At 63.3% G+C, this 12,270-nt stretch carries 10 protein-coding genes; 3 read left to right on the plus strand and 7 right to left on the minus strand.

Going from position 1 to position 12,270, the window contains the following annotated elements; all coding sequences use genetic code 11:
• Nucleotides 1–20 precede the first annotated feature (20 nt).
• Both rsmD and DZG07_RS16475 read right to left on the minus strand, forming a co-directional pair.
• Nucleotides 21–575 carry a 16S rRNA (guanine(966)-N(2))-methyltransferase RsmD gene (gene rsmD / locus DZG07_RS16470; protein WP_091912067.1) on the minus strand — a complete coding sequence of 185 codons (555 nt, stop codon included), beginning with the start codon at nucleotides 573–575 and terminating at the stop codon, nucleotides 21–23.
• Nucleotides 575–2,596 carry a pseudouridine synthase gene (locus DZG07_RS16475; protein ID WP_119818752.1) on the minus strand — a complete coding sequence of 674 codons (2,022 nt, stop codon included), beginning with the start codon at nucleotides 2,594–2,596 and terminating at the stop codon, nucleotides 575–577. The genes rsmD and DZG07_RS16475 overlap by 1 nt, the downstream gene beginning before the upstream one ends.
• Nucleotides 2,597–2,662: 66 nt before the next feature.
• Here DZG07_RS16475 and DZG07_RS16480 point away from each other — a divergent pair, with 66 nt between their 5' ends.
• Nucleotides 2,663–3,115, plus strand: a complete 453-nt coding sequence (locus tag DZG07_RS16480; RefSeq protein ID WP_119818755.1) for a nucleoside deaminase — start codon at nucleotides 2,663–2,665, stop codon at nucleotides 3,113–3,115.
• Nucleotides 3,116–3,136: 21 nt separating this feature from the next.
• Here the strand turns inward: DZG07_RS16480 and DZG07_RS16485 are convergent, their stop codons facing one another.
• From DZG07_RS16485 to DZG07_RS16495, 3 genes are all read right to left on the minus strand, one after another.
• Nucleotides 3,137–3,832 carry a hypothetical protein gene (locus tag DZG07_RS16485; RefSeq protein ID WP_348272894.1) on the minus strand — a complete coding sequence of 232 codons (696 nt, stop codon included), beginning with the start codon at nucleotides 3,830–3,832 and terminating at the stop codon, nucleotides 3,137–3,139.
• Nucleotides 3,833–3,994: 162 nt separating this feature from the next.
• Nucleotides 3,995–6,979 carry an isoleucine--tRNA ligase gene (gene ileS / locus DZG07_RS16490; RefSeq protein ID WP_119818758.1) on the minus strand — a complete coding sequence of 995 codons (2,985 nt, stop codon included), beginning with the start codon at nucleotides 6,977–6,979 and terminating at the stop codon, nucleotides 3,995–3,997.
• A 234-nt stretch (nucleotides 6,980–7,213) separates the two neighbouring features.
• On the minus strand, nucleotides 7,214–8,026 hold the full coding sequence (locus tag DZG07_RS16495) for a MipA/OmpV family protein (RefSeq protein ID WP_091912073.1): 813 nt from the start codon (nucleotides 8,024–8,026) through the stop codon (nucleotides 7,214–7,216).
• Between the two features lie 193 nt (nucleotides 8,027–8,219).
• On the opposite strand from DZG07_RS16495, the gene DZG07_RS16500 reads away from it, so the two are divergent.
• Nucleotides 8,220–8,783 carry an HdeD family acid-resistance protein gene (locus DZG07_RS16500; RefSeq protein WP_119821809.1) on the plus strand — a complete coding sequence of 188 codons (564 nt, stop codon included), beginning with the start codon at nucleotides 8,220–8,222 and terminating at the stop codon, nucleotides 8,781–8,783.
• Nucleotides 8,784–8,918: 135 nt separating this feature from the next.
• On the opposite strand, the gene DZG07_RS16505 is transcribed toward DZG07_RS16500, so the two are convergent.
• Both DZG07_RS16505 and DZG07_RS16510 read right to left on the minus strand, forming a co-directional pair.
• A complete protein-coding gene (locus tag DZG07_RS16505) occupies nucleotides 8,919–9,902 on the minus strand; it encodes a bifunctional riboflavin kinase/FAD synthetase (protein WP_119818761.1) in 984 nt (327 codons plus the stop codon).
• 10 nt (nucleotides 9,903–9,912) lie between these two features.
• Nucleotides 9,913–10,773: a TIGR01459 family HAD-type hydrolase gene (locus DZG07_RS16510; protein WP_119818764.1), complete on the minus strand. Its 861-nt coding sequence runs from the start codon at nucleotides 10,771–10,773 to the stop codon at nucleotides 9,913–9,915.
• A 210-nt stretch (nucleotides 10,774–10,983) separates the two neighbouring features.
• On the opposite strand from DZG07_RS16510, the gene DZG07_RS16515 reads away from it, so the two are divergent.
• Nucleotides 10,984–12,189 carry an EAL domain-containing protein gene (locus DZG07_RS16515; protein WP_162931641.1) on the plus strand — a complete coding sequence of 402 codons (1,206 nt, stop codon included), beginning with the start codon at nucleotides 10,984–10,986 and terminating at the stop codon, nucleotides 12,187–12,189.
• Nucleotides 12,190–12,270 lie beyond the last annotated feature (81 nt).

Here is a 12,270-nt window from a genome sequence, read left to right on the forward strand (position 1 = left end):
AGACGAAGTGCCTGAAAAGATCAGGAAAGTTCGATCAGGCGTATGATGGTTTCGCCATAACTGCGCTCGTCAATGACCGAAAAGCCTGTTCCCGGATCGAAAGCGGCGGCGGCCGATTCCTCGACCACGCACAGCGCATCGGGCGTGAGCCAGCCCCCGTCGCGGGCGGATTTAAGTGCTGCCTCGCCCAGACCCTTGCCATAGGGCGGGTCGGCGAAAACGAGACCGAAAGGCTGCACGGTGCCGGCCGGGCCAAGGCCGGTCGCATCGCGCCGGAAAATCTTGGTGCGGCCATTCAAACTGAAGGTTTCGACATTGGTGCGGATCAAGCCGCGCCCTTCAGCCGACTCCTCGATGAACATGCAGAACGACGCCCCACGCGACAGCGCTTCAAGCCCAAGCGCGCCGGTGCCGGCGAAGAGGTCGAGCACGCGCGCGCCCTCCAGCCGGTCGGAAAACCGGTGTGCAAGCACATTGAACAGCGCTTCGCGGGTGCGGTCCGTGGTCGGACGTATGGCGTTGGTGCGCGGCGTGGCCAGCGGCCGGCCGCGAAGCTCGCCGCCGACTATGCGCATCAGCCGCGATCCTTGCGCGGGCCGCGCGGCCTATCGCCGCCGCCGCGTGGTCCCTTGCCGCCCTCATCGCCTTCGCGGCGCGGCTTGCCGAAACCGGTCTTGCCACCGCCCGGCTTGTCGAAGAACGGCTTGCCGTGATGCTGCGCCTTGCTGGCCTTGCGGGCGTCCACTTCCGCCTTTTCAGCGGCTGCTCTGCCCTTGCCGATCGGCCGTGCGCCCGGAGCCATCCAGACATTGGCCTTGCGGACACCCGGCGGTTCGATCGGACGCGATTCGCGCTCGGACTTGCCGCCACGTGCCGGCTTGGGTCCGCGCGCGGGCCTGTCACCAAAATCGGGCTTGGGTCCACGAGCCGGCTTGTCGCCGAAATCGGATTTCGGGCCGCGATCACTCTTGAAGCCGCGATCGGGCTTGGTCTGCAAGCGGCCGAGCACGTCCTCGCGATGGCGTTCATTGTCGCGCTTGCGGTTCTTGATCAGCCCGCCTTCGCCGATATGCACCGGGCGTGCCTTACGCGGTGCCCTTTCGGGCTCGGCTGCCGGAACCGGCTTGTCGAAAGTGCGCCGCACCGGCTTGTTGGAGAACGGCTTTACGATATCGGCGTCGAAATTCGCGCCCGATTCCTCGATGAGCCGCTCGCCGAGCTGGTCACGCAGCGTGCGTCCGGCCATTTCCTGGACATGACCCTCGGGCAGTTCGCCAAGCTGGAACGGTCCGTAGGAAATGCGGATCAGCCGCGTCACGTCGAGCCCGAGCGCGCCGAGGATGTTCTTCACCTCGCGGTTCTTGCCTTCGCGCAGGCCGATCGTCAGCCAGGCATTGGTGCCCTGCTCGCGGTCCAGCGAAGCTTCGATCGCGCCGTAGAACACACCGTCGACGGCAATACCGTCCTTGAGCCCGGCAAGCTGCTTTTCGTCCACCTTGCCGTGAACGCGGACGCGGTAGCGGCGCAGCCAGCCGGTTGCCGGCAGTTCCAGCACGCGCGACAGGCCGCCGTCATTGGTGAGCAGCAGCAGGCCTTCGGTGTTGATGTCGAGGCGTCCGATGGTCATCAGGCGCGGCAGTTCTGCCGGCAGGAGATCGAAAACCGTCTTGCGGCCTTCCGGATCGCGATTCGTCGTGACGACACCGGACGGCTTGTGGAACAGGAACATCCGCGTGCGTTCGATCGGCGGGATAGTCTCGCCGTCAAGCTCGATTGTATCGCTCGGCATGACGTTGAAGGCCGGCGAAGCCAGGATCTTGCCGTTGACCTTGACGCGGCCAGCCGCGATCAGTTCCTCGGCGTCGCGGCGCGAAGCAATGCCGACGCGGGCCAGCCGCTTGGCAATGCGCTCGCCCTCCTCCACTTCCTCGGCAACGCGCGGCCGGGCAAACGGCTTACGCTCGCCGTCCGGCTTGAAACCTTCTGGCCGCGGGCGCTTTTCGAAACCGCCTTCACGCGCACCTTGCGGCCGGTCGAAACGCCGTGCCGGGCGCTCGCCGCCGGCATCGCCTTCGCGATCGGGCCGACGAACGAATGGCTTTCCTTCGGGCCGGGGACCAGCGCGGAAAGGCTTGTCGCTACGTTCAGGCCGCGTCGCAGCACCGTCACGCGGACGATCGTCGCGTTTGAAATCGCGCTTGGGACGCTCCGCGCCACCTGCCGCATCGTCGCGGCGCTTGGCATAGGGCTTGGCCGCGCCGTCGCGCTTTTCGAACGGCTTGCCGCCCTCGAAGCGCGGCTTTGCCGCAAAGCCGGACTTGCCCTCGGGCCGTGGCCCCTTGCGGAACGGCGCGCCACTGCGCTCGGCTTTAGCCTCACCGCCTTCGCGCGGGCGATCGTCACGCTTGAAATCGCGCTTGGGGCGCTCTGCGCCTGGCGTCGCATCGTCCCGGCGCTTGGCGTAGGGTGGTTTTGCTGCCCCTTCGCGCTTCACGAACGGTTTGCCGCCCTCGAAGCGCGGCTTTGCCGAGAAATCGGGTTTGCCGCCCTTGCGCGGACCGCCTTTACGCGGGAATTTTTTTCGATCGTCGTCCATGTGGCCTTTGCCTTTCAGGGGCGGTAGATAACAGGAACATCCTGCACTTGCGAGGGGAATAACGGATTGAAACGCCCCGATTTCATGGCGCTGGCGCTTGCAGAGGCCGAAGCAGCGGCAAAGCGTGGCGAAGTGCCGGTCGGCGCGGTGATGGCCAAAGGCGACCAGGTCGTCGCCAGCGCCGGCAATCGCACCCGCGAACTCAACGATCCGACCGCCCATGCCGAAATGCTGGCGATCCGCGAAGCCTCGCAAAAGCTCTCCGCTGAACGCCTGAACGATCTCGATCTTTACGTGACGCTGGAGCCTTGCGCCATGTGCGCAGGTGCCATTTCATTTGCCCGCATTCGCCGCCTTTATTTTGGAGCGGGCGACGAAAAAGGCGGCGCGGTGGTCAACGGTGTGCGTTTCTTCACCTCGCCGACCTGCCATCATGTGCCGGAGGTCTATCCCGGCATAGCCGAGACAAGCGCTTCGACGATTCTCAAGGATTTCTTTCAGGCCCGCCGCGAACCCTGACCATCGGCCAGGGCGCAACACTTACCAGGGCAGAACGTCGCGCCAGCTGTTGCCGGTCTTCTTTGTCGCCTGGGCCTTCAGGCGCCGCTCTTTCTTGACCTCGTCCTCACCGACATCGCCCACAGGCGCGGTTGCGGACGGCTCGCGATAGACCAGCGGCGGTTCGCTCAGGAACTTGCGCGTCGTCGGGCTGCCCTGCTTGGTTTCGGCAAGACGCTGGTTGAACAGCGTGCGCTGTTCCGCCTGCTTGCCAACCTTCTCGACGCCCGAATCCATGGTGCGTTCGGTCACGCCCGGCCGAGAAATCGACGACGACGACGGTGCGCCGAGATCGCCCAGGATCTGCGGACGCCAGCCGGGGGTGTCGCGATTTTCCGTTGCGTCGGCGCGCAGCCGCGCACGCTTCTGCTCCGGCGATTCCGGCCACTGGCTGGCATCGGCGTTGACGATGCTTTCCTGCGGTGCAGGGAGATTCAGCTTTTCGCCCGGCTTGGGCTTAACCAGATCGGGCCGCGGCTTGTATTCGATGTCGCCACGATTTTTCGGCGCCATGGAAAGGATGCCGGTGACGTCGCCGACGAGCTGCTCGGTCGAGGTCTTGTCGGTGCCGTAAGTGGGGCCGCTCATGCAACCCGAAACCGCGAGGCTGGAAGCCACGAGCGGCGCAAACACCATCCAGCGCGCACGCGTCATTTCAGTCAGGCCAGAAAATTTCACTGCAAACCGCCTCTCGCTCTATATCGGACCGCAATCCGGATATTTCCCGCAACCCTCATCCGATGGGAATCCGGCGAGATTTTGTCGCCCGGAGCCCCGCGCTTGTAACCCAAGCGGTCAGGAAGGGCAACGACCGCCGCCGCGCCCTCCCCGACATGTACCCTAAATACGGCCTAAAGCTTTCAATTCATGAAGAGCCTTGGCGTCGCGGGCAGACACTTCCGGGAACTCCGGGTCCGAACCGACGTCGTCGGTATAGCGCCAGGAGCGCGCGCATTTGCGCAGGCCCTTGTCGTCGGCCTTTTCCACCACAACCGCCACACCCGGCACTTCGCGCAGCACAAAGGCGTCTGCGGGTGCGCCCTGATGCGAAACCACCAGATCGCTGGTGATGCTGATTTCGGCCAGGTCGATGCCCGACAATGCCGCCTCGAGCGCAGCATCGTTCATGTGGACGACCGGCACGGCTTCCAGCGACGAACCGATGGTCTTCTTGGCCCGCTCAAGCTCGAGCGCACCGGTAACGACGCTGCGGACCTGACGGATTTTTTTCCACTTTTCCGCCAGCGCGTCGTTTTTCCAGTCCGCGGGCACCGCCGGGAACTGTTCGAGATGCACCGATTCGGATGACGGATAGCGCTCAAGCCACGCCTCTTCGGTGGTGAAGGGCAGCATCGGCGCCAGCCACGTCACCAGATGGTCGAACAGATGGCGCACCACCTGGACTGCCGCCTTGCGCTTGGTGCTGGAAGGCGCCTCACAATAGAGCGCGTCCTTGCGGATGTCGAAATAGAAGGCGGAAAGCTCCACCACCATGAAATCGATCAGCGCGCGCGTGACGCGCTTGAACTCGAAGGCGTCGTAGCCGGCGCGCACCAGTTCATCGAGTTCGGCCAGCCGGTGCAGCATCAGTTGCTCCAGTTCCGGCATCTCTTTCACCGGCACCACGTCGCCCTCGTCATGGGCGAGCGTGCCGAGCATCCAGCGGATGGTGTTGCGCAGCTTGCGATAGGCGTCGATATTGGTCTGCAGCACGTTCTTGCCGAGGCGCTGGTCTTCCCAATAATCGGTCGTCACCACCCACAGGCGCAGGATATCGGCGCCGGACTGCTTGATGACGTCCTGCGGCACCACCGTGTTGCCGAGCGACTTCGACATCTTGCGGCCCTCCTCATCCATGGTGAAGCCATGGGTGACGACGGTGTTGTAAGGCGCACGGCCGCGCGTGCCGCAGCTTTCCAGCAGCGACGAGTGGAACCAGCCGCGATGCTGGTCCGAACCTTCGAGATAGACATCGGCCGGCCATTTCATGTCCGGGCGGTCTTCCAGCGTAAATGTGTGACTGGAGCCCGAATCGAACCAGACATCAAGGATGTCCATGACCTGCACCCATGGCTCGTTGGCACGCGAGCCAAGGAAACGCTCACGCGCGCCTTCCGCAAACCAGGCATCGGCCCCTTCCGCCTCGAAGGCGTCGACAATGCGCTGGTTGACGGCCTCGTCCACGAGCACGGTGCCATCGGCATCGGCAAAGACGGCGATCGGCACGCCCCAGGCGCGCTGGCGCGACAGCACCCAGTCCGGGCGCTCTTCGATCATCGAGCGCAGGCGCGTCTGGCCGGCGCCGGGCACGAAGCGGGTGTCGTCGATGGCCTGCAGCGCGCGCGAGCGCAGTGTCGTGCCGTCGCCCAGTTCCTTGTCCATATAGACGAACCATTGCGGCGTGTTGCGGAAGATGATCGGCTTCTTCGACCGCCACGAATGCGGATAGCTATGCTTCAGGCGACCGCGCGCAAACAGCGCGTTGCGCTTGATCAGTTCCTCGATGACGGCCTTGTTGGCATCGCCCTTCTTGCCGTTGTCGTCGATGACGCGCGCAGGCCCGCCCTCGCGATCCGGGCCAAAGCCGGGCGCGTCCTTGGTGAAATAACCGGCGTCGTCGACGGTAAAGGGGATCGCAGGATCGATGCCGCGCGCCCGCAATTTCTTGCCGGCATCCATCCAGGCGTCAAAGTCCTCGCGGCCATGGCCGGGAGCGGTGTGCACGAAACCGGTGCCGGCATCGTCGGTGACATGGTCGCCGGCGAGCATGGGCACCGCGAATTCATAGCCACCGCCGAGGCCCTTAAAGGGATGGGAAAGCGTAAGGCTTCCAAGCTCTTCTGCCGAAACGCTGCGAAGACGATTCAACTTGACCTTGGCCTTGGCTTCGGAGTCCTCGGCCAGCGCATCCGCAAAGATCAGCTTCTCGCCTGGCTGCGGGCCAAAATCGTTCTCGGCTGCTGCGACTTCATAAAGGCCATAGCTTACGCGCGGCGAGAAATTGACCGCGCGGTTGCCAGGGATGGTCCAGGGCGTGGTCGTCCAGATGACGACGTGAGCGTTCCAAAGATCTTGTGCGGTCCGCTCGGCATGCTCTTCAATCTTTGCACCGTCTCGAACGATGTGCTGTGGAACCACCGGGAACTTCACCCAGATCGTATCACTCTCGTAATCCTGATACTCGACCTCGGCCTCGGCCAGCGCCGTGCGCTCGACCACGCTCCACATCACCGGCTTGGAGCCGCGATAGAGTTGGCCGGACGCCGCGAACTTCAACAGCTCGCCGGCTATCCGCGCCTCGGCGTGATAGCTCATCGTCAAATAGGGATCCTTGAAGTCGCCGATGACGCCGAGCCGCTGGAATTCGTCGCCCTGCACCTTGATCCATTTTTCGGCATAGGCGCGGCATTCCTGGCGGAACTCGATCATCGCCTTGGGTTCGGACAGGTCAGGCTTGGCCTTGCCCTTGGCGCGATAGTTCTCTTCCTCGATCTTCCATTCGATCGGCAGGCCGTGGCAGTCCCAGCCCGGCACGTAGTTCGAGTCGAAACCCCGCATCTGGAACGAGCGGGTGATGACGTCCTTCAGCACCTTGTTCAGCGCATGGCCGATATGGATGTTGCCGTTGGCATAGGGCGGGCCGTCATGCAGCACGAACTTCTCGCGGCCGGCCGCACTTTCGCGCAGGCGCTTGTAGAGATCCATCTTCTGCCAGCGCGCGACCGCTACCGGCTCCTTCTCAGGCAGGCCGGCGCGCATCGGAAATTCCGTCTGCGGCAGATAGAGGGTTTTGGAGTAATCGAGTTTCTCGGACGTATCGGTCATTGTCTTGCCATCGGGTTGCCCGGCGAAATGCGCCTCGGGCGTTCAACTGTCATTTAATGGAAAATGCGCGGGAAAGCGCGCAGGCAAAAAGTCCCGGACTTTCAGGCAGCCTCAAGCCACCCGGAAAGCCGGGCCCGTAATTCGTATAGCAATCGCGAAGACGGGCGCGAGACATCTCATGGCGCGCTTTTAGCGGAGGCAGCCGCGAGAATAAAGCGGATAAATGCGCAAACGCTACATCTGGAAATCGAAGCGATACGTCGCCGAGACACCGAACATCAGCTGGTCGCGCGAGCCACGCTCCTTCACCAGGCTGGAATCCGCCGCCGGGCCCTTGAGCCGCGAATATTCGCTGAACAGGGTGGCGGTGATCTTGTCGGTGGCTTTCCAGTTCACCGCGCCGCCGACGCCAACAGACTTCAACCCGCTACCGGGATCGTATCGGCTCAGGCCGGACGCTGCGGATTCGGAGGCCGAGACGCCGTAATAGGCGTCGAAATATTTGGCTGTGGCAAAGGATGCCCGCGGCCCGCCGGAAACGCGTATCGTCGGCGTGACGTCGTAGAAGGCGTCGGCGGAAATGTCGGCGACGATACCATTGTGCGCCCTGATGCCGTGGCGTACCTCGCCGCGCATGCGCATCCAGTCGGTCGGATAGATCTCGAAGAAGCCGCCGACCTCGCCGCCCCAGCGGACGGGATCAAGGCCTTTGAGGTCATTTATGTCGTTGTCGCGCGCAAACAGGAACTTTCCGGTCAGACCCGCGCGCACGGGACCATCATCGAGCAATGACATCGAGATGTTGTCGTTGCGCGAGACGAACCGGGCAGGAGCGCCGGCCTTGCCGAGCGAGATGATCGGCGAGGCGGTGAATATGCGGCTGCTCGAGCCTTCGAAACGCGGTGCCACGATGCCCGATGCGCCGACGGTCAGGTACCAGTCGCCGTGAACCCAGTCGAAGAAACCGCCTTCGGCTGCAGCGCTCTGCGAGAGCCCCAACAAGAGGGCAACCGAACAACCAACCGACATCCGATTGAAAGATATCATCAACAGCCCCACGCACGCACACACAACCAATCGTTGCCACAAGCTTTTGCGGGCTTTGCGTAAAATTTGATTTAATTTCGTAAGGTTGCCTCAACCGGCGCCACGCGCTCCCGCTGGACGACTCGTGCGGGTGGCGCTACTTTAATCATGGCGGGATTGTGGCAACGTTTATCCAAGCATGGAGATGACGGCGATGACCTTACCTTCTGAAATGCCGGAAGTTCTGAAAGACGCCATCGGCGATGCGCGGTCCAAATGGGGATGGTTCGTCGCGCTCGGGGTCCTGCTTCTGATCTTCGGCGGCATCGCCTTCGGCAATCTTTTCATCGCCACCGTGGCTTCGGTCTATGTCGTCGGCTCGCTGATGCTGATGGCCGGCGTCATCGAGATCGCGCATGCCTTTGGCGTCAAAAGCTGGAGCAATTTCTTCTGGTGGCTGGGCAGCGGCCTGCTTTATGCGATCGCCGGCTTCCTCGCCTTCTACAATCCGCTGCTGGCGTCTGCCGTGTTGACCTTCCTGCTTGCCGTCAGCCTCGTTGCCTCCGGCATCCTGCGGCTATGGCTGGGCTTCAAGAGCAGACCTGCCGCCGGCTGGGGCTGGCTCGTCGCGGCTGGTGTGGTCACGGCACTCGCCGGCCTCATCATCGCGCTCGGCTGGCCGGTGAACAGCCTTTGGGTGCTCGGCATGTTCCTGGCGATCGACCTGATCTTTCAGGGCTGGACTTTTATCGCGTTTGGCTTGGCGCTGAGGAAATAGTTTTCTTCGTCATCCCGGCCGGCCGAGCGAAGCGAGGGAAAGAGCCGGGACCCATTCCGGAATTTCAACGTCACGGAATGGGTCCCGTATAGCCTTCGCTACGCTCCCGGCTTCCGGGATGACAGTCGGCGTGCTTTAAAACGCTATCGCGCTGTCCAGTTCGGACAGCGGCCGGATGCCGGCAAGAAGCGCGCGCGCTTCTTCCTCGTCGCGCTTCATCTGGACGACCAGCGCGTCGAGCCCGTCGAACTTCACCTCGCCGCGCAGATAGCCGAACAGTGAGACCCGGCAGTTCTGCCAGTAGAGATCGCCGGAATAGTCGAACAGGAAGGTTTCGAGCAGCGGCGCGCCATTGTCGTCCACGGTCGGGCGGCGGCCGAAGCTGGCAACGCCGTCATGCAACGAGCCGTCGGCGCGGCGAAAGCGGACCGCGTAGATGCCGTGTTTCAGCATCGTGCTTTCCGGCAGCGCCATATTGGCGGTCGGGAAACCGAGCGTGCGGCCAAGCTGTTTGCCATGCGTCACCTCGGCCTCGACGGTATAGCGGTAGCCGAGCAGGCCCGCTGCTTCCGCCGGCTCGCCTTCCGACAGGAGCTCGCGAATGCGGCTGGAGGACACGATCTCGGTGCCCTCGTCGCGAAAGGCATCGACCAGCGTGACGCCAAAGCCATGGCGCTCGCCGGCCTCCATCAGGAAGGCCGGGCCGCCGCGCCTGCTTTTGCCGAAATGGAAGTCGAAGCCGGTCACGACATGGCTGATGCCGAGATTGGTTTCGAGTATCTGCGTCACGAACTCTTCGGCGCTGAGTTCGGCGAAATCGCGGTCAAAACACTGTTCCACGACTGCCGCGAAGCCTAGTTCGGCCAGAAGCCGTGCCTTCATCGGCGCGGGCGTCAGGATGAAAAGCGGCGTGTTTGGCTGGAACACCGTGCGCGGATGCGGCTCGAAGGTCAGCACCAGCGCGGGCACGCCCCGGCGGCGCGCCTCGTCCAGCGCGCGCTCAAGCACGGCCTGATGGCCGCGATGTACGCCGTCAAAATTACCGATCGCCACCACACCGCCGCGCAGCCGTTCGGGCAGCATTTCGGTGCCGTTTATGCGCTGAAACGATTGCGTCATGGTCGTCTATCTACCGGAGCCGGGGGATCACCGCCACCGGGCGATGCCCGTGCTTTTCGAGAAAGGCCGACAGGCGCTCCAGATCTGGATTAAGCGGGTCGCCATAGTCGCGGGCGTGGATGCCGCCGGAAACATAGAGCACATCGAGGCCGTTGTCGGCAGCACCCTTGATGTCGGTCAGCATGCCATCGCCGATGCCGAGTGTCTCCTCGCGGGTAACATCGCGGCCGAGCACCTCGGCGGCAGCCTTCAGGGCCACGTCATAGATCGGCTTGTGCGGCTTGCCGGAGATCAGCGTGCGGCCGCCAAGCTGCGAATAATCACGCGCCAGCGCGCCGGCGCACCAGATCAGACGTTCGCCACGTTCCACAACGATATCGGGATTGGCACAGATGAACGGCAGGTTGCGTGAACGGAAGCGCCGCAGCATGTCGGCATAATCTTCCGGCGTCTCGACTTCATCGTCGAACAGGCCCGTGCAGACCACGGCATCCGCCTCGAATTCCTCGACCAGCTCGCAATCGATGTCGTCATAGATCGGCATGTCGCGATCTGCGCCGAGATGGAAGAGCTTACGCGGTGCTTCGCGGATCAGGTCGCGCGTCACGTCACCTGAGGTAACGACCCGGTCCCAGGCGCTTTGCGGTACGCCGATCGCAGCAAGTTGCTCCTCGACGCCATCGTGAGGGCGCGGCGAATTGGTGATCAGCACCACCGCCAGGCCCTTTTCGCGCGCTCGCGTTAGCGCGGCAGCGGCTTCCGGAAAGGCATCCTCACCATTGTGAAGCACGCCCCAGACATCGCACAGGATCACGCCATAGCGGCCGGTGACGGCGTCCAGCGATCCGATCGTTTCGGGCGAACCCGTCATGGTTTTTCCTTCACTATCCGCTGTCGTGGAGTTGCCATGGATGAATGATCCGGGCGCATGGGAATTAACCGAACCTCTTCACCGTGTCACCAGCTTTCGCTTAACAGAATGCCCGCATCGTGAGAAAATGGTCGCTGCATCAGGACGCGGGGTCGGATGTGTTTGCGTACGGGAGAGCCGCGAAGGCGGGTTTTCCGAAAGGGTTTTGTGATGCAGCGTGGTTTGTCGTTCCTCGTTGCCGCCGCGGTCGTCTGCGGGGGCTTTTATTTTCTCTTGAGCGGTCTGGTCGCCGGCGGCATGCCGGAAGCCCAGGTGGTTCTGATGACGGCCGCCACGGCATTGGTGCTGGCGCTTTGTGGCGCGATCTTCGGCCTGCTCGCCTATCGTCGCTCCGCCAGCGCCTCCACCGAGATCACCCGGCTCGCTTTGTCGGTCGACGCTGCGATCCGTGAACTGTCCTCGCGCGAGAAGCCCGGCTTGGCGAGCAATACCAAACGAGTTGCCAGTGTTTCGCGCAAGATCGAAGCCGTGCCGGCAGCCGCGCGGATCGAGCCGATCAGTCAACCGGCGCCCGTCGAACCGGTCGCGCCAAGCGCCACCATCATCACGCACCCTGCCCTGCTGCGCTCGGCTCAGGACGACAAGCCGGCCGAGGCCATGGACGATGCAGCGGCTGCGATCCGTGATGCCTTGAGCGCGGGCAGGATCGAACTCAGCCTGCAGCCCATCATCTCGATCGCGCGCGGCGAAGCTGCCGGCTTCGACGTGTTCGCCCATTTGCCTCAGCGCGGCGATCGGCAGCTCGAACTGCGCCGTCCGGAAAATCCCTCCTCCGGCTTGCCGATGGCCGCCTTCGAGCGCCTGCTGGTTGCATCTTCCGTCCAGACCGCGATACGCCATCTTGGCGAGGCCAGCGAAGCTACCCCCCTGCATGTGGCGATTTCGGAAGCGTTGCTTGAAGACAGCGCGGAACTGGCCACGGTGCTGACCCTGTTTTCGCAGCACGCCAACGATGTGCGCTCAATCGTTCTGTCGATCCCTGCCACGGTGGTGGAGGGAGACAACAATCATGCGCAAGCGCTTGGGCTGCTGGCGCAGAGCGGCGTTCGAATTGCCGTCGAGGGTTGGTCGGGAAATGCCGAAAGCCTCGAACAGAGTGCCCGAGGCAAGATCGCTTTCATCAAGCTTTCGGCCAGCGAACTGCTCGACCCGGTGAATTTTCAGAAGATCGAGGCACTTCGCGAGCAGGCCGGCGCGACCGGCATTTCCGTCATCGCGACGGAAGTGGCGCTCGATGACGATGCCGTCGGCCTCATCGATCTCGGCATCGTGCTGATGACCGGCCCGCGCTTTTCGGGTCCGCGCCGCATCAAGGGCGGAACGGCACCGAACGTGACCCGCTCCGCTCATCTTTGACGTCTGAGATACTGGCGTAATCCCTTCGCCGGGGAGGACCTTGCCGCACGGCTTCGGGAGGCCTAGAGCCTGCATTGCTCG

This window comes from Mesorhizobium sp. DCY119 (genome assembly GCF_003590645.1).
In the GTDB taxonomy this organism is placed as follows: Bacteria; Pseudomonadota; Alphaproteobacteria; order Rhizobiales; family Rhizobiaceae; genus Mesorhizobium_M.

Excerpts from the sequence above, each read along its gene's own strand:
- rsmD (WP_091912067.1), bottom strand. The coding sequence starts at position 575 with ATGCGCATAGTCGGCGGCGAGCTTCGCGGCCGGCCGCTGGCCACGCCG.
- DZG07_RS16475 (WP_119818752.1), bottom strand. The coding sequence starts at position 2,596 with ATGGACGACGATCGAAAAAAATTCCCGCGTAAAGGCGGTCCGCGCAAG.
- ileS (WP_119818758.1), bottom strand. The coding sequence starts at position 6,979 with ATGACCGATACGTCCGAGAAACTCGATTACTCCAAAACCCTCTATCTG.
- DZG07_RS16495 (WP_091912073.1), bottom strand. The coding sequence starts at position 8,026 with ATGATATCTTTCAATCGGATGTCGGTTGGTTGTTCGGTTGCCCTCTTG.
- DZG07_RS16500 (WP_119821809.1), top strand. The coding sequence starts at position 8,220 with ATGACCTTACCTTCTGAAATGCCGGAAGTTCTGAAAGACGCCATCGGC.
- DZG07_RS16505 (WP_119818761.1), bottom strand. The coding sequence starts at position 9,902 with ATGACGCAATCGTTTCAGCGCATAAACGGCACCGAAATGCTGCCCGAA.
- DZG07_RS16510 (WP_119818764.1), bottom strand. The coding sequence starts at position 10,773 with ATGACGGGTTCGCCCGAAACGATCGGATCGCTGGACGCCGTCACCGGC.
- DZG07_RS16515 (WP_162931641.1), top strand. The coding sequence starts at position 10,984 with ATGCAGCGTGGTTTGTCGTTCCTCGTTGCCGCCGCGGTCGTCTGCGGG.